This window comes from Streptomyces sp. NPDC004542 (assembly GCF_040610035.1).
Classification (GTDB): domain Bacteria; phylum Actinomycetota; class Actinomycetes; order Streptomycetales; family Streptomycetaceae; genus Streptomyces.
In genome coordinates this window covers 88261-111076 of the sequence record NZ_JBEXLP010000017.1, presented here as the reverse complement: position 1 = coordinate 111076, position 22816 = coordinate 88261, and the positions used below count along the sequence as shown (strand labels likewise).

Sequence of the window (22816 nt, the reverse complement as noted above, 5' to 3'; positions counted from 1 at the left end):
GGTGGAGAGCAGCGACTGCCAGGCGGCGTGCACGGCGGCGGCAGCGGTGGCACGGGCGCGGGCGTGGCCGTCACCGGTGCCGCGGGTGGCGGCGTACGCGGCGGCGGCGTTCAGGGCCCGGGCGGTGGCGCGGCGTTCGGGGCCGTGCGGGCGCAGCAGGCCGGGCGCCATGCCGACCAGCCAGGCCCAGGCGCCGGCTCCCCCGGCCAGGGCCAGGTGGCCCGGGACCTGGCCGGGGGTCTGCGGCGCGAACAGCGACGCGGAGCTGATGAAGGTCAGCACCACGTTCCCGGGCGGGCCGACCCGGGTGGCGTCGCACACCGCCTTCTGCGCGGCGGCCAGGAGGGCGCCGACGGCGACCAGGACGACGGCGTCGGCGGTGAGCGAAGCCGTGAGCAGGGCGACGGCGAGCCCGGCGACCATGCCGAGCACCACCCACGCCAGGGTGCGGGCCCGGGCGGCGTACGGGCGGTGGTGGCCGTAGAGCGCGCACAGCGACCCGGCCATCGTGTACATCGCGAGGTCCAGACGGCCGAGCGCGAGCAGGGTCAGGTTGGGCGGGGCGACCGCGGCGACCACGCTCAGCGCGGGCTTGAACCAGATGTCGGACGGCCGGCCGAGGCGCAGAACGCCGACGAGGGGGAGACGGTGAGGGGTCGCACTGCTCATACCGACAAATTTAGCATATATTTTACTCGTAAACCATATGGCCGGAGAACCCTCGCGGGATCTCTCACCTGCGGTGCACCGCCGAATGCTCCCGTGCACCCCCGTGCGCTCGCGTGCGCGCCGCACGGACCGGGCATCGCATCCCTCGACCCACCGTGGAGCGGGGAGGTGCGCGTGCACGGACCGACTTCGCCCGGCTGGCTGCTGGTCGCGCTGTGTGCCGGGACCGGGGCCTACTGCCTGCTGCGGATGCGCAGCGGCGTCGAGGAGCAGCGGCGCGCCGCGGGCGGCGAGGCGCTCATGGGCTTCGGCATGGCGGCGATGGCCGTGCCCGGCGCGGTGTTCAGCCCACCGCCGTGGATCTGGCCGCTCTACGCGGCCGTGTTCGGCGCGGCGGCGCTGCGCGCCCTGTGGGCCGCGCGCGCCGACCCGCACCATCTGCACCACCTGGTGGGCAGCGCGGCCATGGTCTACATGGCGGTCGTGATGGCCGCCTCCCCCGGATCGCACCACGCCCACGGCGGCGCCGGTGTCCCCCCGCTGACGGCCGTGCTGCTCCTGTACTTCGCCGGGTACGTGCTTCTCTCCGGCGCCCGGCTGGTCCCCGCCGCCGTCGCGGCCGGTCCGGGCGCCGTCCGGTGGGGTGACCGGCCGGAGCTGGCGCGGGCGTGCCGGCTGTCGATGGGGATCGGCATGGTGGCCATGCTGCTGGCGCTCTGAGGTGCCGGCCGGTGAGGCGGGGCGGTACCCGGCACGCGCCGGGCGCAAGCGTTGACTGCGTCACTTTGCCACCGCGGACCGTACCCCGCGGCAGTCCCCGCTCATAGGGTGCTGCCCATGATGGTCCCCGCGGCACTGCTGCTGCTCGGCGCCCTGACCGCCGTCGCCGCTCCCCGGCTGCTCGCCCGGGCGGACTGGCCGGACCGTGAACCGGTGGTGGCCCTGTGGGCCTGGCAGTGCGTCGTCGCGGCCGTCCTGCTGTGCTGCGCGCTGTCGATGACCCTGAGCGCGGCGGCCGCCTGGCAGGCGGTGCGCGGGCACGTGTTCGGCCCGGCACCGCGGGCGGTCGTGGACGCGTACGCCCTGGGCGCGGCCGGGCCCTGGGCGGCGACGACCGCGGTGGCGCTGGCCTGCGGCGGGCTGTGGAGCGCGGCGATGCTTGTCCTCGAGGTGGCCCGGGCCCGCTCGCGACGGCGCCGGCGCCGGGCCGAACTGTTGGTGCGGGCGCCCCTGTTGCCCGGGGAGGACTCCGCGGGCGGCCGTCTGGTCGTGCTGGAGGGCGAGCGGCCGGACGCCTGGTGGCTGCCCGGCGCCACGCCTCGACTCGTCATCACCACCGCCGCGTTGAGCCGTCTGAAGGGACGGCGACTGGACGCGGTCCTCGCCCATGAGCAGGGACACGCGCAGGCGCGCCACGACTGGTTGCTGCACTGCTCGGCCGCGCTGGCCGGTGGCTTTCCGCAGGTGCCGGTGTTCGCCGCGTTCCGCGACGAGATGCACCGGCTGGTCGAACTGGCCGCCGACGACATGGCCTCCCGCCGCTTCGGCCGGCTGACGACCGCCCTGGCGCTGGTGGAGCTCAACGAGGACCGCGGCGTCTTCGGCCCCGGCCCCGCCCCGCACGCCCACGTCCCCCAGCGCGTGCACCGGCTGCTCACTCCCCCGGACCGCCTCACGGCGATGCGCCGTCTGAGGCTGACCGCCGCGGCGGCGGTGGTGCCGGTGGTCCCGGTGCTGGTGGCGCTGGTGCCGGGGCTGCGGGCCCTCGGCTAGGGTCCGGGCCCGGGACTGGCCTCCCGCCCCGCGCCTCGGCGAGGATCGCAGCATGCGCCACCTGCCCGTCGACTCGTCACCCCGCCCGAAGCAGTACCGCGCGGCAGCCGTCGCCGCCGCGCTCCTCGCGCTGTGTTCCGCACTGCTACTGACGCTGGTCGCGACCGGATGGCACCCGCTGATCACCGTGGACGGGGACGTCTCCCGCACGACCCACCGCTGGGCGGTCGAGGAGCACGGCCTGACGCACGCCTTCCGCGTCCTCACCGACTGGGTCTGGGACCCGCTGACGATGCGACTGCTGTGCGCGGCGGTCGCGGTGTGGCTGGTGTGGCGCCGGTCGGCGTGGGGGACGGCCGTGTGGCTGGCGGTGACCTGCGCGGTGGCCGCGGTCGTGCAGCAGACGCTGAAGGCGGCCGTCGACCGACCCCGCCCGGTCTGGCGGGACCCGGTCGACTCCGCGCACTACGCGGCCTTTCCGTCGGGGCACGTCATGACCGCCACCGTGGTCTGCGGCCTCCTGCTGTGGCTGCTCCGCCGCTGGGGAGCCGGACGCGCCCTGCGGGGTACGGCCCTGGCGGTGGCCGCCGTGTCGGTGCCGGGCGTCGGCCTGACCAGGGTGTGGCTGGGCGTGCACTGGCCGTCCGACGTGCTCGGGGGATGGCTGCTCGGGGGTCTGGTGGTCGCGGTGGCGGTCGTGGCGTACGAGTCGCCGTGGGGCGCCCGGGCGCGACCTCACTGACGGACGGTCCCGTTCAGCCTCGCCTCGACATCGAACATGCTTACGCTCAGGCGGCGCCCTCGACAGACGCCCGCAGCGCCACCGGAGGCAGGGGGGATCGTGTCCAGCGTGTCGAGACGATCACTGCTCGGATATTCGGGGACCGCCGCGGCGAGCGCGGCGGTCGGCGGCGCGGCGTCCGCACCGCCGGCCCAGGCTCAGGTGGCGCGGACGGAGACGGCGTCGACGGACTTCTCCCCGGGGACGCTCTTCTCCGGCGAGTCCACCATCGGCGACGTCGACGCGTACCTGACCATCAAGTTCAGGGTCCAGGTGACCGACGCCCCCGCGTCCCACTCCATCGACCCGCTGGAGATCGCCGGCCTGCTCAACGACTTCATCACCGAGCGTGGCCGGCCCGCCGTCACGTTCTCCGGCACCCCGCCGCCCGCCCCGCTGAACTGACCCGTGCCGGCGGCGGCCCCGCGCCGGACGGCACGCCCGGTACAGTCCAGCGCATGGCTGCCGTCCTCTTCGACTTCTCCGGGACCCTGTTCCGCGTCGAGTCCACCGAGTCCTGGCTGCGTGCCGTGCTCGCCGAGTCGGCGCTGGAGCTGTCCGAGGGGGAACTGACCGCGGCCGCACGCGCGCTGGAGGCCGCCGGGGCGCTGCCCGGCGGGGCGGCGCCGGCCGAGCTGCCCGCGGAGCTGGCGGAGGTGTGGGCGGTCCGGGACCAGAGCGCCGCGCTGCACCGGGCCGCGTACACCGGTCTGTCCCGCCGGGTTCCGCTGCCCGATCCGGGGCTGCACGAGGCACTGTACGACCGGCACATGTCCCCGCGGGCGTGGTCGCCGTACCCCGACGCCGCCGAGGTGCTCAGCACCCTGAGCGAGCGCGGGATCGGGGTCGGCGTGGTCAGCAACATCGGCTGGGACCTGCGCCCGGTCTTCCGCGAGCACGGGCTCGACACGTACGTGGACGCGTACGTGCTGTCGTACGAACACGGCGTCCAGAAGCCGGATCCCCGGCTGTTCGCCACGGCCTGCGCGGCGCTCGGTGTCGAGCCCCGGGACGCGCTGATGGTCGGCGACAGCCGGTCGGCGGACGGTGGCGCGGCGGCGCTGGGGTGCCGGGTGCACTTCGTGGACCACCTGCCGGTGTCCGAGCGGCCGGAGGCGCTGCTGCCGGTGCTGGACCTGGTGGGCTGAGCCCGGCGGAGGCCCTCGGGTTCAGCCCAGGTATCCCTCGACCTGCGACTCGGAGCGGACCCGGACGTCGTCGGGGTTCTCCCCGAACTCGGCCTTGGCACGGCGCCGGCGCAGCAGGTCGCAGCACTGGTCGCGCTCGCGTTCCAGGCCGGCGAGCCGTTGTTGTCCGGTGGCGTCGTCGATCTCTCCGGCCGCGAGCGCCGCCCGCAGCCTGTGCTCGTCCTCGACCATCTCCGTGATCCTGGCCAGAATCTGCCGGTCCCGTTCCAGGTTCCCCGCGCTCCTCCGCTCGGCTCCGTGTCCCACTGGTAGAACACGACGATCCTCGTGGGACGGAAGAGGCGAACAGGCGAAGGAGCACGCGGCCGCGCGTGCCGGGACGGCCGCGGTGACTGCCGGAGCCGTCCGTCTGAGACGATCCCCCGTGTCGCCCCAGACGGACGGCAGCACCGAGCAGGCACCGGACGAAGCGGTGCCTGATGCGTCGATTATAGTTGGCTGGCAGCCAGTCAACTACAGGAGTTCCAGCATGTCCCCGCGCAGCGCCTCGGTCAATGAAGAGTTGCGGCGGCGTTCCCGGGAGCGGCTCCTGCAGGCCGCGGTGGAGCTGGTCGGCGAGCACGGGTACGAGGCCACGACCCTGGGGGACATCGCGGACCGGGCCGGCTCGGCGCGTGGTCTGGTGTCGTACTACTTCCCGGGCAAACGCCAGCTCGTACAGTCCGCCGTGCACCGGCTGATGCACCGCACGCTGGAGGAGGCGCTGGAGCGCGAGCCGCGCACCGACGACGGGCGGGAGCGGCTGGCGCGGGCCATCGACGCGATCCTGGGCCTGGCCCGGGACCGGCCCGTGCTCATGCGCCAGCACATGGCCGGGCTCCTTGAGGGCGAGGGTTTCGTCCAGTGCCCGGAGCAGCGCCGCCTGTCCGAGCTGCTCGGCGACACGGTCGCCCGGTACGGCTCGCGAGACGTCCGGGCCGACTATCCGCTGCTGCGCGCGGTGCTGATGGGGGCGGTGTACGCGGCGCTGGTACCGGGCGCGCCGATGCCGGTCCCGGAGCTGCGGGCGGAGCTGTTCCAGCGCTACGGCCTCGACTGGGAGCTGGGCGTCCCGCCCGGGGCGGGAGCGGCGGAGGGCCAGTGCGAGAAGGACTTGTCGCGGTTCTTCGCCGCCGAGGAGCGGCCGGAGGACCGGCGGCGCACCCGGTAGGGCCGTGGAGCCGGTCGGCGGAGTGAGGCCACCGGTCACCGGTCACCGGCACATCACCCCACCGGCCCCTGTCAGCGAAAGCCGCCGCGGTGCGATCCTGGAACCATGCGTGTCGCCGTCGTCGGCTCGGGGCCGAGCGGGTGTTACACCGCCCAGAGCCTGGTCCAGCTGGATTCCGGGGTGTTCGTCGACGTACTGGACCGACTGCCGTGTCCGTACGGTCTGGTGCGTTACGGCGTGGCCCCGGACCACGAGAAGATCAAATCGCTGCAGGGCAGTCTGCGCGCGGTGCTGGAGCACGAGCGGGTGCGGTTCCTCGGGGGCGTGCGGGTCGGCGGCCCCGGCGGGCTGCCGGTGGAGCGGCTGAGGGAGCTGTACCACGCGGTCGTCTACTGCGTGGGCGCCGCGAGCGACCGTCACCTCGGTGTTCCGGGCGAGGATCTGCCGGGCAGCTGGTCGGCGACCGAGTTCGTGTCCTGGTACAGCGCGCATCCCGACGCGGTCGAGGCCGGTTTCCTGGCCGGTGCGCGGTCGGCCGTGGTCATCGGCGTCGGCAATGTCGCCGTGGACGTCACCCGGATGCTGGCCCGCGGCGCGGCGGAGCTGAGCTCGACGGACATGCCGCAGGCGGCGCTCACCACGCTGGCGGCGAGCGGGGTGCGGGAGGTCCGGATGGTGGGCCGGCGCGGCCCCTCCCAGGCCCGTTTCACCACCAAGGAGCTGCGCGAACTGGGTGGCCTGCCCGACACCGAGGTCACCGTGGACCCGGACGAACTGGCACTCGACCCGGCGTACGCCGACCCGTCCGGGCTGCCCGCGCCGCAGCGGCGCAACGTGGAGGTGCTGCGCGACTGGGCGGCACGGCCGCCCGTGGACGCCTCGCACCGCATCCGGCTGCACTTCTATCTGCGCCCCGTCGAACTGCTCGCCGACGGCGGGCGGGTGGGCGCGGTGCGCTTCGAACGGACCGTGCCGGACGGGCAGGGCGGCGTCACGGGCACCGGCCGGTTCGAGGACGTGGAGGCGCAGTTGGTGCTGCGCTCGGTCGGCTATCGCGGAGTGCCGCTGGAGGGGCTGCCGTTCGACGCGGCAAGCGGCACGGTACCCAACGTCGAGGGCCGGGTGGTGCGCGGCTCCGCGGTGTCGGCGGGCGAGTACGTGGCCGGCTGGATCAAGCGCGGCCCGACCGGCGTCATCGGCACCAACCGCCCGTGCGCCAAGCAGACGGCGGTCTCCCTGCTCGCGGACGCCCCCGCTCTCGCCCGCGGGTCCGTCCCGGACGACCCCGTCGCGGCGCTGCGGGCCGCCGGGATCGAGCCGGTGCCGTGGGCGGGGTGGCAGGCGATCGAGCGGGCCGAGGCGGAGCTCGGGGCCTCGCTCGGGCGGAGCGTGGTCAAACTGGCCGACTGGGACGCCCTGCTGGCGGCGGCGCGCCGGACGGCGGCCTCCTAGGGCCTGTCTGGCCCGCGAAGCGACGTGGAGGTCCTGGCACCGGGAGCCACCGCAGCGCGGCGGTCCTGGGCGGTGAGCGCCGACGCCGTCACAACGAGGGCGAGTACGAGGACGCAGGCGCTGATCAGGCCGGCGAGCGGGATCCGTCCGGGCGGCTTCACGTGGCCCTTCCCGACCGGGGGGCTGGGGGCGGATACGCGCCGCGCTCCCGGGCGGCGCGCACCCGGGTTCGTCAACCGGCCGTGCAGGCGGTTCCGTTGAGGGTGAAGGTGGCGGGGGCGGCGCTGTCGCCGGTGTGTGTGGCCTGATAGCCGACGCTGACGGTCGCGTTCGGCGCGATGGTGCCGTTGTAGGAGACGTTGGTGGCCGTCACCGCGCCTGAGGACGGGCTGTAGTCGGCGTTCCAGCCGTTGGTGATGGTCTGGCCGGAGGGCAGGGTGAAGCCGAGTTTCCAGCCGTTGACCGCGCTCGTCCCGGTGTTGGTGATGGTGACGGAGGCGGTCAGGCCGGTGCTCCACGCGTCGGTGGCGGCCGTCACCTTGCAGGCCCCGGCGGGCGGTGGGGGCACGGTGCCGCCGCTGTCGAGGCCGAAGAAGTGGAGCGCGCGGGCCGCCATGCCGTAGGTGTAGAGGTTGTGGCCGACGCCCTGGAGGCTGATGGCCTCGACGGGGGCCTGGTCACCGGTGGAGCCGTAGCGGGTGCGGGTCCAGCCGGACTGGGGCGAGTCGGTGGCGGCCGGGGTCTGGCTCACGCCGAGGACGTCGGTCCACTCCTTGATCTCCTCCCCGAAGTTGGGGTAGCGCAGGACGTCGTCCTCGGTGCCGTGCCACAACTGCATCCGTGGCCGGGGACCGCTGTAGCCGGGGTAGGCGCCGCGGACGATGTCGCCCCACTCCTCAGGGGTGTGGGTGAGAGCACCGGAGGAACAGGTGCTGTTCCACTCGGATCCGTCGGTGGTGGCGAAGCAGCCGAAGGGCACCCCGGAGAACGCGGCGCCCGCGGCGAACACGTCCGGGTAGTCGCCGAGCAGGACGTTCGTCATCATCGCGCCGGAGGAGATGCCGGTGACGAACACCTTGCCGGTGTCGGCCGAATAGGTGCGGACCGCCCAGTCCACCATCGAACTGATGCCGACCGGGTCGCTGCCGCCGCCGTGGCGCAGTGCCTGCGGGGAGGAGACGTCGAAGCACGTGCCGGCCCGGGTCACCGACGGGTACACGACGACGAACCCGTACTGGTCGGCCAGCTGGGCCCACTCGGTGCCGGAGTACATGTCCGGGGCGGAGCCGCCGCACCAGTGGACGGCGACCACGACCGCCGGGTGCGCGGTGACGCCGCTCGGCACGTACATGTACATCTGGAGGTTGCTGGGGTTGTCGCCGAAGCCGGTGACCTCGGTGAGCGTCGCCGTGGGCAGGGCGGCGGGGGCATCGGTGCGGGCGGCGGCCGACGGGGCGAGGAACACCGCCGCGAGCAGCGGGAGCAGCGCCGCGAGGAGCACGGTCAGGGTGCGGCGCAAGGGCACCGTGGGGGGCATGTCCTCGTCCCTTCCTGGTTCAGCGGGAGTCAGCGGGAGGAGTGGGGCCGGAGCCGGTGGCCAGGGCCTCGAGGCCAGGCTCGGCCGGTAACGCGCGCGTGCGCGGGGTCGTCATGGATTCGCCCCTCTCGAAAGGGAAGCATCCGGGGCATGGTGGCATGGACGCGTTGCCCATGGAAGCGCTCCCACACTCACGTCACCGAGTGACTCAAAGACGCCATGCAATGTTCTGCGCAAAGCGTTGACTAGAAAGCGCTTACATTCTACGGTCCGTTCAACAGCGTGACCAAGGGGCCTGACATTAGCCCTAAAAGGCCACCTGTTGCCCCATCGCGTTCCACATGGTGCACGTCGTTCATATACATGGCTACGTGCATGCCCTATACCCCCCTCGAAGGGACGCACCCGCATGCAGAAGCAAAGGGTCACCAGGACAGCGCTCGGCGCCGTCGCGCTCGCGGCGGCGAGCACGCTCCTCCTGCCCCAGTCGGCCGGGGCGGCGGACACCTCACCGGTCGGGTTCGGCGCCGGCACGACCGGCGGCGGCAGCGCCACGGCGGTGACCGTCTCCACGCTCTCCGCCTTCCAGACCGCCGTCACCGGCAGCACGGCCAAGGTGGTGAAGGTGAACGGCTCGATCGCGCTGAGCGGTCAGGTCGACATCGGCGCCAACACCACGGTGCTGGGCGTCGGTTCCTCCTCCGGCTTCACCGGCGGCGGACTGCGGCTGAAGAACGTCTCCAACGTCGTCATCCGCAACCTGAACATCAGCAAGGCCGTGGGGACGGACGCGATCACCGTCCAGAAGTCGACCAAGGTGTGGATCGACCACAACACCCTGTCGTCGGACCGCGACCACGGCAAGGACTACTACGACGGCCTGGTCGACATCACCCACGCGTCCGACTACGTCACCGTGTCCTGGAACACCTTCAAGGACCACTACAAGGGCTCGCTCGTCGGCCACAGCGACAGCAACGCGAGCGAGGACACCGGACACCTCCGGGTCACCTACCACCACAACTGGTTCAACAACGTCAACTCCCGCATCCCCAGCCTGCGTTTCGGCACCGGGCACTTCTACGACAACTACGTCGTCGGCGCGGAGACCGCCGTGCACTCCCGCATGGGGGCGCAGATGCTGGTCGAGAACAACGTCTTCCGGAACACCCAGGTCGCCGTCACCACCAACCGGGACAGCGACGTGGACGGCTACGCCAACCTCAGCGGCAACGATCTCGGCGGAGCCACGACCGAGATATCCCAGGTCGGCACGTTCACCAAGCCGCCCTACAGCTACACCGCCGAGCCCGCCTCGAGCGTGGTCGCCTCGGTGACCGCGGGCGCGGGCACCGGAAAGATCTGACCCCCCACCCACCACCGACAGAAGGAATCGGGACATGACTTCTGTGACACGACCGCGCGCCGCACGGCGCGCACTGACCGGCGGCCTGGCCGCGGTCGGCCTCTCGGTTGCCATGATCATGACAGATGGCGCGCTGTCGCCGGCCAGCGCCGCCACCTGGCCCAGCGCCAACGGCAGCCAGGCCGTCACGGCGACCATCTCGGTCTCCGGGACCAAGGACTACGGGATGAAGCGCCTGTACGGCAGCGGCGACCTGGGCACCGACGGACAGAGCGAGGACCAGGGCCCGATCCTCGAGCTGGCCGCCGGCGCCGTCGTCAAGAACGTCATCATCGGCTCCCCCGCCGCGGACGGCATCCACTGCCTGGGCAGCTGCACGCTGCAGAACGTGTGGTGGGAGGACGTCGGCGAGGACGCGGCGACGTTCCTCGGCTCCTCCTCGTCCAACGTGTACACCGTCTCCGGCGGTGGCGCGAAGGAGGCCAGCGACAAGGTGTTCCAGTTCAACGGAGCCGGAACGCTCAACGTCTCGAACTTCGCCGTGCAGAACTTCGGCAAGCTGGTCCGCTCCTGCGGCAACTGCAGTAAGCAGTACAAGCGGACCATCAACCTCAACACGATCGAGGCGACCTACAAGGGCAGCGCGCTCGTCGGGATCAACACCAACTACGGCGACAGCGCGACGCTGAAGAATATCACGATCGTCGACGACAGCAGCAAGAAGATCGTGCCCTGCCAGAAGTACATCGGCAACAACACGGGCGCGGAGCCGACCAAGAACGGCACTGATGCCGACGGGACGTACTGCAAGTACTCGTCCTCCGACATCACCTACAAGTAGCGCCCCAGCAGGGCGCCGCTGCCCCACGACGGCGGTCGTACGAGGCGCACCTGACGGCGCCTCGTACGACCGCCCACCATTGTCTACGCCGCACCGCCGAACATGACGTATGTCGACTCCCGCCGACAGCGGGTGCAAGCGGCGCGCAGGGCCGGTCCCGGCCAGTCGGCGGGCAAGAGTTCGGCGGGCAGTACGGGATCGGCCAGCAGGTGGCGCACGACGGCCGCGAGGCTGACGGTGAAGCGGTCGACGGGGCCTCGGCGGGTCTCCGCCTTCACGCCCGCCGACAGCCCGGCCCCTGCCCCCCTGCCCCCCCTGCGGGGCAGCGCCCCCACACCCCGCCCGTGCTCCGACCCCTGCATCGCCGCAGGGCTCGGCCCCCGCACCTCGCCCGTGCCCCGCACCGCGCACCCCGCACCCCGCACCCCGCACCCCGCACCCCCAGGGCAGCGCCTCTGTATCCCGCCTGTCCCCACACCCTGCCGGACCAGCGAGGCTTCGCCCTTGCACCGCCGGCAGTCCGGCCCCTGCGCCCCCGGTGGGGCTCCGCCCTCCACCGCAGAGCTGCCCCCGTGTCCGGAAGCCGTTCCCGCGGGCATGCGCGCGCGGGTCGGCGGGAATTGATCCCTCCGGGCCGTCTCCGGTCCCAGCCGGCGGATCGCACACAGTCGCCGCGCGATTCCGCTTCGTTGTCAGTGCCGTGGTGCAGACTCGCGATCAGGTGGCCATCGCCTGGGGAGGACAACGTGTTCACGGGGATCGACGACGTCGAGTGGGCCTCGCTGCGGCATGCCTACGGCAGCGCCGAGGACGTGCCCGGACTGCTGCGGGGGCTGGCGTCCGCGGACCGGACCGAGCGGGAGGGCGCGCTGGACGGGATGTACGGCTCGGTGCACCACCAGGGGAACGTGTACGACTCGACGGTCGCCTGCGTCCCGTTCCTGTTCGCCCTCGCGGCCCGCGCGGAGGGGCCTGACCGCGGCGGGATAGTCGAGTTGCTGGTGAGCATCGGCACGGAGGGCGAGGGCGCGGCGGTGCGCTCGGGCGCGGAGGCGTTCGCCGGTCTGGCCGCTGATCCGGATCCCTGCGTGCGGCGGGCGGCGTCCGTGGCGCTGGTGCGGTTCCTCGACGATCCGGCGCGTGTGCTGGGCCTGTTGCGGGACCGGATCACGGTCGAGCGGGACGACCGGGTCCTGCTGGCCCTCACCGAGGGTCTGGGCCTCTTCGTACGGCGGTACCCGGCGCACGCCGCCGCGGCGGTGGACCTCCTGGCCGCACGGAGCGCGCCGCCGCACGCGCCCGGGCTGCGGCTCGCGGCCCTCGGCCAGCTCGCGCTCGGGGCGCCCGACCGGCTCCCTGCCGATCTGGTGCCGACGGCGGTCCGGCTGCTCCGGGACAGGTCCGCGCAGCGCTCCGGCGGGCGGCCGGAGGAGTCGGACCGGCCTGGTACGGACACCCTGGTCGGCCGGATCCGGCGGCTGCGGCCCTCCGATGAGGAGGGCGCGTACCTGTTGCGCACTCTGCACGCCGCCCTGGGCGACCGGGTCGCGGACCGGATCGCGCTGCTCACCGGGCAGTTGACCAGCCCGGCCGCGGTGGACCGCCGCAACGCGGTGTGGATGGCGGCCGGGCTGCTGCGCGAGTGGCGCGCCGACTACACCGGGCTGGTCACGCTGCTCGGCACCCAGCTTGCCCAGGATCAGGGTCCGTTACGGGACGCGGCGGTGTCGGTGCTGGGCGAGCTGTTCGGCCTGGCCGCCCCCGCCGCCGGCCACCTGCACACCCTGGTGACGGAACGGCCCGACCTGTGGGTGCGCCGGTGGGAACGCGGGGTGCCCGCGCTGGGCGGTCCGCTCAAGGCCCTCGCCCGCAGCGGGGACGCCAGAGCGGTGCCCGCCCTCGCCCAACTGCTGGCCGGCCCGGTTCCGCCGGACGACCTGGGGGACGCGGTCGTGCACCTGGGCTCTGCCGCGGCCCCGCTCGCCCCGGCGCTGCGGCGCCGGCTCGGGCAGATACCCCTCGACTCGACCCAGGCGGCCGACCGCGCCGTGCACCTGCTGTCGGCGCTCACGGCCCTGGCCGACGCGGCGGCCCTGCCGGAGGTGCTGCGCCTGCTGAGCGCCGCGACAGGCGCTCCCGAACCCCACAGCACCGCCGTCGGGTGCGCGATCCGCGCACTGGACGCCTTCGGGCCCGCCGCGCGGGCGGCGGCGCCGGTCCTGCGGGGGCTCCTCGACACCGAGTACGCGGCGGCGGCCGCGGGGGCACTGTGGTCGACGGGCGAGGACGTGTCCGGCGTACTTCCCGTGCTGCTGCGGGAGTTGGCGCACGAACAGTCCGGCCGCCGCCGTTCGGCCGCCGGGGAGCTGGCCCGGCTGGGGCCCGCTGCCCGCCCCGCGCTCCACGCGCTGCGCCGTATGAGCGGGGCGAGCGGGGTGCGGGAACGGGTCTCGGCCGCGGCGGCGCTGTGGCGGATCGGCCAGGATCCGGAACCCGTCCTGCCGGTGTTCCGCGCGGCCTGGGCCGGGCACCCCCACACCCGCGGCACGATCGTCGCCTGCCTCGTCCGCATGGGACCGGCGGGCGACCCGCTGCGGGACCTCCTGCGAGCCGAGGTGACCCGCCCACGGCGCCACACGGCACGGGCGGGCGGGCACGGGAGCCACGGCATACAGCAGGACGAGGAACTGCTCCGGGGGTGCCGGAGGGTGCTGTCGGGCGGCTGAGTGGCCGCAGGGCCGGCTCCCGGTGGGCGCGGCCCCGGTTCCGCGGCCGGTCGTGTCAGCCGGTCATCCGCCCCCACTGCGGACCCAGTCGGGCCCATTCCGCGTCCCAGTCGTCCATGCGGCGGCGTTCCAGCCGGCCGCGCAGGGCCAGGCCGGAGACGAAGGGGACGGCGGCGGCGCTGACGCCCACGAGGGTGCCGATCAGGCCGGCCCGCAGGTGGGCCTGGGAGACCGAGGCGGGACGGGTGACCAGGTGGCCCTGCGGGTCGGTCCACACGGTGACCGGGCTGCCCGCCGGGCTGCCGGGCTCGACGCGGGCCTGGCCGGTGTGCGGGGAGCCGTCCGCCGCGGTCCAGCGGACCTTGGTCCACACCCGCTCGCCGGAGTGCGCCGTCCCGGGTGCCTTCTCGGCGACCAGGGCCACGGCAGGCCGCCACTCGAGGCGTTCCCGGGCCAGTCCGTGCTCGACGGAACCGGCGGCCGCGAGCCCCGACAGGACCCCGGTCAGGACGGTGAGCAGCCAGACCCCGAGCACCAGCCAGGCCTCCAACTTGTCGGCACGGCGTCTGAGCGGGTTGCGCCGCCAGCGCCACAGCCAGACCTTCGGACCACGGAACGCCTTCAAAGGCATCCTCCTCACGAGCGCACGGACAGACCGGCCGCCTTCCCGGCCGCCTTCCCATACGGGGGACGTCCCCGTCCTGCTCAGGGCGAGCCCCCGACTCGACGGTCGCACGAGAGCGCCGGTCCGCGCAGGCGTCTGACGGGAAGACGCCCCACCGATCTCGGCCACAGGCCGACACAGCCCGCCTGACCTGCGCCGACACCGCTCGCGGGGGTGACTGTCAGTGCCGGGGTGCAGACTGTCCGATGTCTGAAAAGTCACGCGACAAAGACGTCCCGGAGGTGATCGGCATGACCGAGGTACTGCTCGCCGTGGGCACCCGAAAGGGTCTGTTCATCGGGCGGCGGCGAGGTGGCGCCTGGGAGTTCGACGAGAGTCCGTACTTCAACGCCCAGGCGGTCTACTCGGTCGCCCTGGACACCCGCGGCGGCACGCCGCGTCTGCTGGTCGGGGGCGACAGCGCGCACTGGGGCCCGTCGGTGTTCCACTCCGACGACCTGGGCCGCACCTGGACCGAACCGGCCCGGCCCGCGGTGAAGTTCCCCAAGGACACCGGCTCCTCCCTGGAGCGGGTGTGGCAGCTGCACCCGGCCGCCGCGGAGCCGGACGTGGTCTACGCGGGCACGGAACCGGCCGCGCTGTACCGTTCGGAGGACCGCGGGGAGAGCTTCGAGCTGGTGCGCCCGCTGTGGGAGCATCCCACCCGCTCGCGGTGGGTGCCGGGCGGCGGCGGTGAGGGCCTGCACACCGTGGTGACCGACCAGCGCGACCCGCGGGCGGTGACCGTCGCGGTCTCGACGGCCGGGGTGTTCCGCACCACGGACGGCGGCGCGAGCTGGACCCCGTCCAACTCCGGTGTGTCCGCGGTGTTCCTGCCGGATCCCGACCCGGAGTTCGGCCAGTGCGTGCACAAGATCGCGCAGGATGCGGTGAACCCCGACCGGCTCTACCTCCAGAACCACTGGGGGGTGTACCGCAGCGACGACACGGGCGCGCACTGGACGGACATCGGCGCGGGCCTGCCGTCCACCTTCGGCTTCGCGGTGGCCGCCCACCCGCGCCGGGGCGACACGGCGTACGTCTTCCCGATCAACGCCGACGCGGACCGGGTGCCCGCCGACCGTCGCTGCCGCGTCTTCCGCACCGGGGACGCGGGCGGGACCTGGGAGCCCCTGACCGCCGGACTGCCCCAGGAGGACCACTACGGGACGGTGTTGCGCGACGCGCTCTGCACGGACGACGCGGACCCGGCGGGCGTCTACTTCGGCAATCGCAACGGTGAGGTGTACGCCTCGGGCGACGACGGCGACAGCTGGCAGCTGCTCGCCTCCCATCTGCCGGACGTGCTGTGCGTACGGGCGGCGGTCGTGGACTGAGGTTCCGGTCATCCGTGTCGACGGTTCGGTCGTCCTCGGTCGGCCCGCGGCCGAGGCTTGATCAACGCACCGCGGGCGGCAGTAGGGTGACGCCCGTGGCACCACGACCCTTGCATGAAATCGTCGAACCGGGCTGGGCGAAGGCCCTGGAACCCGTGGCCGGACGGATCGCCGCGATGGGCGACTTCCTGCGCGCCGAGATCGCGGCGGGACGCACCTACCTCCCGGCCGGACCGAACGTCCTGCGCGCCTTCCAGCAGCCCTTCGACGACGTCCGCGTCCTGATCGTCGGCCAGGACCCGTATCCCACACCGGGACACGCGGTCGGGCTGTCGTTCTCGGTCGCGCCGGACGTCAGGCCCCTGCCGCCCAGTCTGATCAACATCTTCCGCGAGCTGGGTGCCGACCTGGGGCTGCCCCAGCCGTCGACCGGCGACCTCACCCCGTGGGCGCAGCAGGGCGTGCTGCTGCTCAACAGGGCGCTCACCACGGCCCCGCGCAGCCCCGGCGCGCACCGCGGCAAGGGCTGGGAGGAGGTCACCGAGCAGGCGATCCGCGCGCTGGCCGCGCGCGGCAAGCCGCTGGTGTCCGTCCTGTGGGGCCGCGACGCCCGCAACCTCCGCCCGCTGCTCGGCGATCTGCCGTCGGTGGAGTCCGCGCACCCGTCCCCGATGTCGGCCGACCGCGGCTTCTTCGGCTCCCGCCCCTTCAGCCGGGCCAACGACCTGCTGATCCGGCAGGGTGGACAGCCGGTGGACTGGCGCCTGCCATGACCGCCGGCGCGGGGGCCGGACCCGGCTTCCTGGCCGTCGACTCGGGGGGCTCCGGCCTTCGGGTCGCCGTCGGGGCGGCCGGGCGCGGTCCGTCCGCGCGGAGGGAGTCGCGGGAACCGGTCCGCACGGCTGCGCGGGGGATCGACCCCGCACATCTGATGGAACAACTCGTGCCCATGGTGCGGGCGTCGGTGGCGGAGGCCGGGGTCGGCGGACTGGAGGCGGCCGTGGTCGGTGCCGCCGGGTTCGCGTCCCTGGGCGGGGCGCTGCGTGCCGAGCTGCCGGGCGCCCTGGCCCGGGAGTTCGGTGTGCGGGCGGTCGCGCTCGCCGCCGACGCCGTCACCGCGTACGCGGGTGCGCTGGGGCCACGGGCCGGGGCCGTGGTCGCCGCCGGTACGGGACTGATCGCGGTCGGCACCGATCTGACGAACTGGCGGCGGGCGGACGGCTGGGGCCATCTGCTGGGCGACTGCGGCGGCGGTGCCTGGATCGGGCGGGCCGGACTGGAGGCGGCGCTGCGCGCCCATGACGGACGCGACGGCGGCTCCGCCCCGCTGCTGGCGTGCGCCGAGGAGCGGTTCGGGCCGGTTCCGGGGCTGCCCGGACTGCTCTACCCGCGCGCGGACCGCCCCGCCGTCCTCGCCTCCTTCGCGCCCCAGGTGGCCGCCAGTGCCGCGAGCGATCCCGTCGCGGCCGGCATCCTGCGCGCGGCGGCCCGGCACATGGCCGAATCCGCCGCCGCGGTCTGCCCGCCCGCAGGGGAGCCCCAAGTGGCCGTCACCGGCGGGCTGGTCGAGCTGGGCGCGCCGCTTCTCGTACCGCTGGCGGAGGAGTTGGCGCGGCGGCTGCCGCACGCCCGGCATGTCCCGCCCGAGGGGGATCCGCTGCACGGCGCGGTGCGGCTGGCGGCCGAGCTGACGGGCGGGCGGCTCACCCTTCCGGGTGCGGAGACGATGTTGTACGTGGTGACCACAAAACGGGATTGATCCCGTAGGTGAAGGAAGTGTCCAGGAAGTGCCCGAAACATGAAGGGATCACTTCTCATCCGTCCATAACTCATCAGACAAAACCGGACGGATACCGCTCACCTGGACCCTCCCCGAACAGAGAAGCCCAGGAAACCAGTAACATGCGGCGCCATGAGCTCCCCCACTGGGCCCGCGTCCGGCCTGCCAGTACGAATGCCGCGACCCCGCCAGCCCGGGCGGCACCGCCGACCCGAACCGCTGGTGGCTCCCGAGGGCGCGCCCGCGCTCGTCCTCGCGGTGCCCGGCACGCCCAGCGCCGCCACGCGCAGCCTCGCCGAGGAGGTCGTGAGCATCGCCCGCTCCGAGCTGCCCGGCCTGGACGCCCGGATCGGCTACCTGGACGGGGACGACGCGGAGTTCCCGGCCCTGAAGTCCGTCCTCGTCCACGCCGCCGACGAGCGCACGGCCCGCTACGAGCAGGCCCGCGCGGCCGGCTTGGACGTCAAGGAGCCCGACGGCCCGGTGGCCGTCGTCGTTCCGCTGCTGGCCGGCCCGGACAGCGCGCTGCTGCGCCGGGTCCGGCAGGCGCTCATGGACAGCCGGGTCGCCGCCGAGCTGACCGACGTCCTCGGCCCGCACCCGCTGCTCGCCGAGGCGCTGCACGTGCGCCTGTCCGAGGCGGGCCTGGCCCGCGCCGACCGGGCCCGGCTGTTCACCGTGGCGACCGCCGCGGACGGCATCATCCTGGCCTCCGTCGGCGGCGACGAGGCCGTGCAGGCGGCCGGGATCACCGGCATGCTGCTCGCCGCGCGCCTCGCCGTGCCGGTGATGGCCGCGGCCCTGGACCAGGAGGGCTCGATCGCGTCCGTCGCCGACCAGCTGCGCGCCTCGGGCTCGCAGCAGCTGGCGCTCGCGCCGTATCTGATCGGCCCCGAGATCGACGCCGGCCTGCTGGAGGCGGCCGCCACGGAGGCGGAGTGCGCCATCGCGGAGCCGCTCGGCCCCTACCCGGCGATCGGCAAGCTGGCCCTGGCCAAGTACACGACGGCACTCGGGATCGCCCCGCAGCAGGCGCAGGGTACGCCGGTCCGCTGAGGCGGCGGCCTCCGCCACGCGAGCACGGCTACGGCCGAGGGCCCAGCGCCTCCCGGAGGTGCGGGCCCTCGGCCGTACCCGTGCGGGAACGCTTCAGCCGAGGACCACGCAGGAGGCCGCGGGCACCTCGACCGCGCCCTCGTAGCGCGGCATCCCGGTCGCCGGGTCGACCGTGAACCAGGTGACGTCCCCGGAGCGTTCGTTGGCCGCGTAGAGGACGCCCCGGGACTCGGCGAGCGCGCGCGGCCAGTGGCCGCCGCACGGGACGGTGCCGATCAGCCGGAGGGCCTCGCCCTCGACGGCGAACGCGGTCAGCACGTCCTCGCCGCGCGTGGCCGTCCACACGTGGCGGCCGTCGGGCGAGGCGACGATGCCGGAGGGATAGGCGTCCCCGGCCGGGGCGCCCGGCAGGACGGGGGTCTCGGCCAACGGCTGCAGGGAGCCGCTGTCACCCTCCCAGCGGCAGACGGTGACGGTCGGGGTGAGTTCGTTGACGACGTAGGCGTACCGGCCGTCGGGGTGGAAGGCCAGGTGGCGGGGGCCGGAGCCGGGGCGCAGCGCGAACTCGCGGTGCACCGCCGGGATGCCCCGGCGAAGCGTGCAGACCCGGACCGAGTCCGTGCCGAGGTCGACGCTGACGGCCCAGCGGCCGCCGGGGGCGGGCTGCACCTGGTGGACGTGCGGTCCCCGCTGACGCTTGTGGTGGGGACCGGAACCGGTGTGCTGGAGGTGACCGGAGGGCGCGGCCCCGAGGGTGCCGTCGGCGCGCAGAGGGACGGCGGTGACGCTGCCCGATCCGTAGTTGGCGGTCAGGACGTGCCCGTCGTGGACGCTGAGGTGCGTGGGCCCGCTGCCGCCGACCGGTACCGGGTGGCCCACGGGTTCGGGCCGCTCACCGCGCACCCGGTAGGCGGCCACCGCGCCCTCGGCGGTCTCGCTGACCGCGTAGAGCGTCTCCCCGCCCGGCGAGAGGGCCAGGTACGACGGGTCGGGGACGCCGCCGACGCTGCCGAGCAGGCTCAGCGCACCGCTCTCCGGGTGCACCGCCGCGGTCACGATTCCCGGCCCGCCCGCCGCCGTGAACGACCCGATGAACGCCCTCCGCCGCCGCGTGCCGCCCTCTGCCACCGCTGCCCCTTCCTCACCGCGCCCGTGCATGCCCGCTCGGCCCGACGGTAGCAGTCGGGCCCACGCGGTCTAGACCAAGAGGAAGACCGTGGCGCGGCGCCCGCGGCGGGCCCGGCGCGTCCACCGCCGCACCGGGCATCGGAGCCGCCCTCAGGCCCGCGCCGGCCCTGCCGCCGGAGGGGTCCGCAGGGGCTCGGCCAGGGCGGACAGGGCGCGCTCCAGGCCGTGGAGGTGGGCCAGGAGGTCACCCAGGGCCACCTGGACGACGTGGGGGCCGCCCTGGCCGCCGTGCCGGAGATCGTGGAGACGTTCTCGATCACGGGTGGCGGGGATCCGCTGACCCGGGTCGTGGCGCGGGACAACGAGCACCTGGAGGACGTGATCCAGAAGCTGATCAGTCTGCCCGGCGTGGTGCGCACCCGTACGGAGGTGGCCCTGCGCGAGCGCGTCCCGCACCGGCTGCTGCCGCTGGTGGAGTCGGTCGGCAGGGCGGCTCGCGCGTAGCGCGGCGCGGTGTTCGGGCCCTGACCCACGTTCGCGCCCCCCTGACCGGCCGCGCTCCCCGTGCGGGGGGCGGCCGGCCGTGCCAGCGTGGCCCCATGACCACAGTCCAGGCACGGTCGTCCGAGCCGAGCGTCGATGACCGGCGCTGGCTCGCGCTCGCGGTGTGCCTCACCGCCGGGTTCATGACCCTCCTGGACACGTCGATCGTGAACGTGGCCCTTCCGTCGATGCAGCAGGGGCTGGGGGCCGACCAGGCCGACCTGTCGTGGGTGGCCTCCGGGTACGCCCTGACGTACGGGCTGATGCTGGTGCCGGCGGGCCGGCTCGGTGATCTGCGGGGCCGCAGGGAGACCTTCCTCGTCGGGGTGGCGCTGTTCACCCTGGCCTCCGCGGCGTGCGGGATGTCCTCGGCCGCCGGGTGGCTGGTGGTGTTCCGGCTGCTCCAGGGCATGGCCGGGGGCATGATCGCGCCGCAGAGCTCGGGGCTGATCCAGCAGATGTTCCAGGGGGTCGAGCGGGCCCGGGCGTTCGCCATGTTCGGCAGTGTCGTCGCCGTCTCCACCGCGGTCGGTCCGCTGACCGGCGGCCTGCTGATCCAGGCGTCCGGCGGCGACGACGCCTGGCGCTGGGTGTTCTACGTCAATCTGCCGATCGGCATCGCGGTGTTCGCCGCGGCGCTGCGGCTGCTGCCCCGGACCCCGCCGAGGGTGGGCCCGCAGGAGGGGTTCGACGTGCCCGGCGTGCTGCTGCTGGGTTCCGGCGCCTTCACGCTGATGCTGCCCCTGGTGCAGGAGCAGCAGTGGCCGGGACGGCGCAAGTGGGCGCTGGTTCCCGTGGCCGTGCTCCTGCTGGTGGCGTTCTGGACGTGGGAACGGCGGCAGGGGCGGCTCGGTCGGGCGCCGCTGGTGGATCTGAGGCTGTTCACCCGGCGGTCGTTCTCACTGGGCGCGCTGCTGAGTCTCGTGTACTTCGCGGGCTTCACCTCCGTCTTCTTCGTCTACACGCTGTTCCTGCAGAACAGCATGGGCTACAGCGCGCTGGCCGCCGGGGTGGCCGCGACGCCGTTCGCGGTCGGCTCGGCGGCCGCCGCCCTGGCCGGAGGGCGGCTGGTCGTCCGTCACGGCCGCATACTGGTGGTCCAGGGGCTGTGCGCCGTGGCGCTGGGGCTGCTCGGGGCCGTCGCGGCCGTGGAGTACGCCCCCGACCGGGCCGTGGCGTGGGCCGCCGCACTGCCCCTGCTCGTCGCCGGGATCGGCTCGGGGCTGACCGTCTCCCCCAACACCACGCTCACCCTCGGCCGGGTCCCGGTCCGTCGCGCCGGGGCCGCCGGGGGTGTGCTGCAGACGGGCCAGCGGATCGGCTCCGCGGCCGGCATCGCCGCCGTGGGTTCCGTGTACTTCGCCCGTCTCGCGGGCCACGGGCAGGTCACCGGGGCGCTGGAGCTGGGCCTGGCCACCGCTCTGGGGTTCGTGCTGCTCGCTCTCGGGCTGGCCGTGGCGGACCTGCGGGAAGCGTGAACCGCCCGCGGGCCGGTGAGCCGGTCACCCGGGTGGCCGCCCGCGGGTCCCTCCGGTCACGAGCGCCGTCGGGGCTTTCCCCGCTTCGGGGACTTCGCGCCGCCGGCGCGGCTCCCCGGATTGCGGCCGGTCGTCCTGCCGGCGGCGGCCGTCCTGCCGGCGGCGGGCTTCTTGCGGGCGGCCGCCGTGTCCGGGCGCTTGCCCGCGGGCGGGGCATCGGGCTGGGCGGTGCGGCCGCGCGTGCTGTTGACGGTGCGGCCGCGGACGATGCCGATGAAGTCCTCGACCAGGTCGGTGGTGGCCTCCTCCGGCCAGGACAGGGCCACGCTCGACCGTGGTGCGTCCACGACCGGCCGGTAGGTGAGGTCACGGCGGTGGTGCAGACGGGCCAGCGACTGGGGGACGACGAGGAGTCCGACGCCGGCGGCGACGAGTTCGACGGCGTCCGCGGTCGTCGCGGGGCGCTCGAAGGCCGGCTCCCCGGGCGGGGCGTCCCAGTCGAACACGTCGTCGAGGGGGTGGAAGAGCACCTCGTCGGCGAGGTCCGCCAGGGACACCTCCTCGGCGGCCGTGATCAGGTGGTCCTTGGGGACCACGACCACGGTGGTCTCGGTGTAGAGAGGGATCGCGCTGAAGAACGTACGGTCCACCGGCAGCCGTACGAACGCCGCGTCCGCCTCGCCCGCGCGCAGCGCGTCGGACGCCTCCGCGGCCGTCGTCTGGCGGAGGTCGAGCGGCATGCCGGGCAGGCGCTCGTTCCAGATCCGCACCCACTTGGCGGGGGTCACTCCGGGGACGTACGCGAGCCGGAACGACGGTGATTCCTGCGAGCCTGTCACGTCCGCAAGGTTACCGGCCGTGGTCGGGCGTCCCCCACCCGGCCGATACCCTTGACGTCATGAAGTCGCAGCAGACCACCCAGACGATGAAGCCCGCCACGGCGGCGAAGAAGCTGGGTGTGTACCTCCCCGCCACCCCCGCCGAGTTCCAGGAGGGTGTGGTCACGCGCGCCGAGCTGAACGAACTCCAGGCCGATCCGCCCGAGTGGCTGCGGGAGCTGCGGCGCACCGGCCCGCACCCCCGTCCGGTGGTCGCGGCGAAGCTGGGCGTGTCCATCGCGGGGCTCGCGCGCGGCGGGGTGACCGAGGCGCTCACCACCGAGCAGATCGAGGCGCTGAATCAGACCCGCCCACAGTGGCTGGAGAAGGAGCGCGCCACCCAGGCGGAGGTCCGCAAGGAGGCCGTGCGGATCAAGCAGAAGAAGGCCGAGCAGGCCGAGCGCCCACGCCCCTGAGACCGGGCGCCCGGGTTCTGCCTCACCCACGCG

General features: G+C 74.0%; 21 protein-coding genes and 3 pseudogenes. 17 read left to right on the top strand and 7 right to left on the bottom strand.

Annotated elements, in window-relative coordinates:
• Positions 1-669 (bottom strand): annotated as a pseudogene (locus ABZX30_RS13065) (FUSC family protein); the annotation flags it as partial.
• Positions 670-843: 174 nt separating this feature from the next.
• On the opposite strand from ABZX30_RS13065, the gene ABZX30_RS13060 reads away from it, so the two are divergent.
• The 5 genes from ABZX30_RS13060 (at position 844) to ABZX30_RS13040 (ending at position 4371) form a co-directional block, all read left to right on the top strand.
• A complete protein-coding gene (locus ABZX30_RS13060; RefSeq protein WP_355932535.1) occupies positions 844-1389 on the top strand; it encodes a DUF5134 domain-containing protein in 546 nt (181 codons plus the stop codon).
• Between the two features lie 117 nt (positions 1390-1506).
• A complete protein-coding gene (locus ABZX30_RS13055; RefSeq protein WP_355932533.1) occupies positions 1507-2442 on the top strand; it encodes a M56 family metallopeptidase in 936 nt (311 codons plus the stop codon).
• Positions 2443-2494: 52 nt separating this feature from the next.
• Positions 2495-3184 carry a phosphatase PAP2 family protein gene (locus ABZX30_RS13050; RefSeq protein ID WP_355932531.1) on the top strand — a complete coding sequence of 230 codons (690 nt, stop codon included), beginning with the start codon at positions 2495-2497 and terminating at the stop codon, positions 3182-3184.
• A gap of 108 nt (positions 3185-3292) precedes the next feature.
• Entirely contained in the window at positions 3293-3628 is a 336-nt protein-coding gene (locus tag ABZX30_RS13045; protein ID WP_355932528.1) for a twin-arginine translocation signal domain-containing protein, read from the top strand.
• 53 nt (positions 3629-3681) lie between these two features.
• Positions 3682-4371, top strand: a complete 690-nt coding sequence (locus ABZX30_RS13040) for an HAD-IA family hydrolase (RefSeq protein WP_355932525.1) — start codon at positions 3682-3684, stop codon at positions 4369-4371.
• 21 nt (positions 4372-4392) lie between these two features.
• Here the strand turns inward: ABZX30_RS13040 and ABZX30_RS13035 are convergent, their stop codons facing one another.
• On the bottom strand, positions 4393-4641 hold the full coding sequence (locus ABZX30_RS13035) for a DUF2630 family protein (RefSeq protein WP_355932541.1): 249 nt from the start codon (positions 4639-4641) through the stop codon (positions 4393-4395).
• A 259-nt stretch (positions 4642-4900) separates the two neighbouring features.
• Between ABZX30_RS13035 and ABZX30_RS13030 the strand changes: the two genes are divergently transcribed.
• On the top strand, positions 4901-5581 hold the full coding sequence (locus ABZX30_RS13030) for a helix-turn-helix domain-containing protein (protein WP_355932523.1): 681 nt from the start codon (positions 4901-4903) through the stop codon (positions 5579-5581).
• A gap of 105 nt (positions 5582-5686) precedes the next feature.
• Positions 5687-7033, top strand: coding sequence for an FAD-dependent oxidoreductase (locus ABZX30_RS13025; protein ID WP_355932520.1), 1347 nt, complete (start codon positions 5687-5689; stop codon positions 7031-7033).
• A gap of 232 nt (positions 7034-7265) precedes the next feature.
• Here ABZX30_RS13025 and ABZX30_RS13020 read toward each other — a convergent pair whose 3' ends face one another.
• Entirely contained in the window at positions 7266-8570 is a 1305-nt protein-coding gene (locus ABZX30_RS13020; RefSeq protein ID WP_355932517.1) for a PHB depolymerase family esterase, read from the bottom strand.
• 409 nt (positions 8571-8979) lie between these two features.
• Here ABZX30_RS13020 and ABZX30_RS13015 point away from each other — a divergent pair, with 409 nt between their 5' ends.
• Positions 8980-9936 (top strand): pectate lyase, encoded by a 957-nt coding sequence (locus ABZX30_RS13015; RefSeq protein ID WP_355932515.1) that lies wholly within the window; start codon positions 8980-8982, stop codon positions 9934-9936.
• Between the two features lie 34 nt (positions 9937-9970).
• Complete coding sequence (locus tag ABZX30_RS13010; RefSeq protein ID WP_355932512.1) at positions 9971-10777, top strand: pectate lyase; 807 nt, start codon at positions 9971-9973, stop codon at positions 10775-10777.
• 83 nt (positions 10778-10860) lie between these two features.
• On the opposite strand, the pseudogene ABZX30_RS13005 reads toward ABZX30_RS13010, so the two are convergent.
• A pseudogene (locus ABZX30_RS13005) lies at positions 10861-11037 on the bottom strand (PaaX family transcriptional regulator C-terminal domain-containing protein); the annotation flags it as partial.
• A 486-nt stretch (positions 11038-11523) separates the two neighbouring features.
• Here ABZX30_RS13005 and ABZX30_RS13000 point away from each other — a divergent pair.
• Positions 11524-13503 carry a HEAT repeat domain-containing protein gene (locus ABZX30_RS13000; protein WP_355932509.1) on the top strand — a complete coding sequence of 660 codons (1980 nt, stop codon included), beginning with the start codon at positions 11524-11526 and terminating at the stop codon, positions 13501-13503.
• 55 nt (positions 13504-13558) lie between these two features.
• Here ABZX30_RS13000 and ABZX30_RS12995 read toward each other — a convergent pair whose 3' ends face one another.
• The gene (locus ABZX30_RS12995; RefSeq protein ID WP_355932506.1) at positions 13559-14134 is read right to left on the bottom strand and encodes a hypothetical protein; all 576 of its coding nucleotides are present in this window, start codon (positions 14132-14134) and stop codon (positions 13559-13561) included.
• A gap of 284 nt (positions 14135-14418) precedes the next feature.
• Between ABZX30_RS12995 and ABZX30_RS12990 the strand changes: the two genes are divergently transcribed.
• The 4 genes from ABZX30_RS12990 (at position 14419) to ABZX30_RS12975 (ending at position 18340) form a co-directional block, all read left to right on the top strand.
• Positions 14419-15504 (top strand): sialidase family protein, encoded by a 1086-nt coding sequence (locus ABZX30_RS12990; protein ID WP_355932504.1) that lies wholly within the window; start codon positions 14419-14421, stop codon positions 15502-15504.
• A gap of 95 nt (positions 15505-15599) precedes the next feature.
• Positions 15600-16277, top strand: a complete 678-nt coding sequence (locus ABZX30_RS12985) for a uracil-DNA glycosylase (protein ID WP_355932501.1) — start codon at positions 15600-15602, stop codon at positions 16275-16277.
• Entirely contained in the window at positions 16274-17263 is a 990-nt protein-coding gene (locus ABZX30_RS12980; RefSeq protein ID WP_355932499.1) for a BadF/BadG/BcrA/BcrD ATPase family protein, read from the top strand. The genes ABZX30_RS12985 and ABZX30_RS12980 overlap by 4 nt, the downstream gene beginning before the upstream one ends.
• A 153-nt stretch (positions 17264-17416) precedes the next feature.
• Positions 17417-18340 (top strand): hypothetical protein, encoded by a 924-nt coding sequence (locus tag ABZX30_RS12975; RefSeq protein ID WP_355932498.1) that lies wholly within the window; start codon positions 17417-17419, stop codon positions 18338-18340.
• 93 nt (positions 18341-18433) lie between these two features.
• On the opposite strand, the gene ABZX30_RS12970 is transcribed toward ABZX30_RS12975, so the two are convergent.
• Positions 18434-19468, bottom strand: coding sequence for a lactonase family protein (locus tag ABZX30_RS12970; RefSeq protein WP_355932495.1), 1035 nt, complete (start codon positions 19466-19468; stop codon positions 18434-18436).
• 240 nt (positions 19469-19708) lie between these two features.
• Here ABZX30_RS12970 and ABZX30_RS12965 point away from each other — a divergent pair.
• Both ABZX30_RS12965 and ABZX30_RS12960 read left to right on the top strand, forming a co-directional pair.
• Positions 19709-19972 (top strand): annotated as a pseudogene (locus ABZX30_RS12965) (Lrp/AsnC ligand binding domain-containing protein); the annotation flags it as partial.
• Positions 19973-20067: 95 nt separating this feature from the next.
• Positions 20068-21489: an MFS transporter gene (locus ABZX30_RS12960; protein ID WP_355932493.1), complete on the top strand. Its 1422-nt coding sequence runs from the start codon at positions 20068-20070 to the stop codon at positions 21487-21489.
• A 56-nt stretch (positions 21490-21545) separates the two neighbouring features.
• On the opposite strand, the gene ABZX30_RS12955 is transcribed toward ABZX30_RS12960, so the two are convergent.
• Positions 21546-22328: a LysR family substrate-binding domain-containing protein gene (locus tag ABZX30_RS12955; RefSeq protein ID WP_355932492.1), complete on the bottom strand. Its 783-nt coding sequence runs from the start codon at positions 22326-22328 to the stop codon at positions 21546-21548.
• A 59-nt stretch (positions 22329-22387) separates the two neighbouring features.
• Here ABZX30_RS12955 and ABZX30_RS12950 point away from each other — a divergent pair, with 59 nt between their 5' ends.
• Positions 22388-22783, top strand: coding sequence for a DUF5997 family protein (locus tag ABZX30_RS12950; RefSeq protein ID WP_355932489.1), 396 nt, complete (start codon positions 22388-22390; stop codon positions 22781-22783).
• Positions 22784-22816 lie beyond the last annotated feature (33 nt).

Bases quoted from the DNA above. Each gene is read 5' to 3' on its own strand.
- ABZX30_RS12950 (WP_355932489.1), top strand. From the start codon at position 22,388: ATGAAGTCGCAGCAGACCACCCAGACGATGAAGCCCGCCACGGCGGCG.
- ABZX30_RS13050 (WP_355932531.1), top strand. From the start codon at position 2,495: ATGCGCCACCTGCCCGTCGACTCGTCACCCCGCCCGAAGCAGTACCGC.
- ABZX30_RS13055 (WP_355932533.1), top strand. From the start codon at position 1,507: ATGATGGTCCCCGCGGCACTGCTGCTGCTCGGCGCCCTGACCGCCGTC.
- ABZX30_RS12960 (WP_355932493.1), top strand. From the start codon at position 20,068: ATGACCACAGTCCAGGCACGGTCGTCCGAGCCGAGCGTCGATGACCGG.
- ABZX30_RS13030 (WP_355932523.1), top strand. From the start codon at position 4,901: ATGTCCCCGCGCAGCGCCTCGGTCAATGAAGAGTTGCGGCGGCGTTCC.
- ABZX30_RS13020 (WP_355932517.1), bottom strand. From the start codon at position 8,570: ATGCCCCCCACGGTGCCCTTGCGCCGCACCCTGACCGTGCTCCTCGCG.
- ABZX30_RS13025 (WP_355932520.1), top strand. From the start codon at position 5,687: ATGCGTGTCGCCGTCGTCGGCTCGGGGCCGAGCGGGTGTTACACCGCC.
- ABZX30_RS13040 (WP_355932525.1), top strand. From the start codon at position 3,682: ATGGCTGCCGTCCTCTTCGACTTCTCCGGGACCCTGTTCCGCGTCGAG.
- ABZX30_RS13010 (WP_355932512.1), top strand. From the start codon at position 9,971: ATGACTTCTGTGACACGACCGCGCGCCGCACGGCGCGCACTGACCGGC.
- ABZX30_RS13015 (WP_355932515.1), top strand. From the start codon at position 8,980: ATGCAGAAGCAAAGGGTCACCAGGACAGCGCTCGGCGCCGTCGCGCTC.
- ABZX30_RS12995 (WP_355932506.1), bottom strand. From the start codon at position 14,134: ATGCCTTTGAAGGCGTTCCGTGGTCCGAAGGTCTGGCTGTGGCGCTGG.
- ABZX30_RS12980 (WP_355932499.1), top strand. From the start codon at position 16,274: ATGACCGCCGGCGCGGGGGCCGGACCCGGCTTCCTGGCCGTCGACTCG.
- ABZX30_RS12990 (WP_355932504.1), top strand. From the start codon at position 14,419: ATGACCGAGGTACTGCTCGCCGTGGGCACCCGAAAGGGTCTGTTCATC.
- ABZX30_RS12975 (WP_355932498.1), top strand. From the start codon at position 17,417: ATGAGCTCCCCCACTGGGCCCGCGTCCGGCCTGCCAGTACGAATGCCG.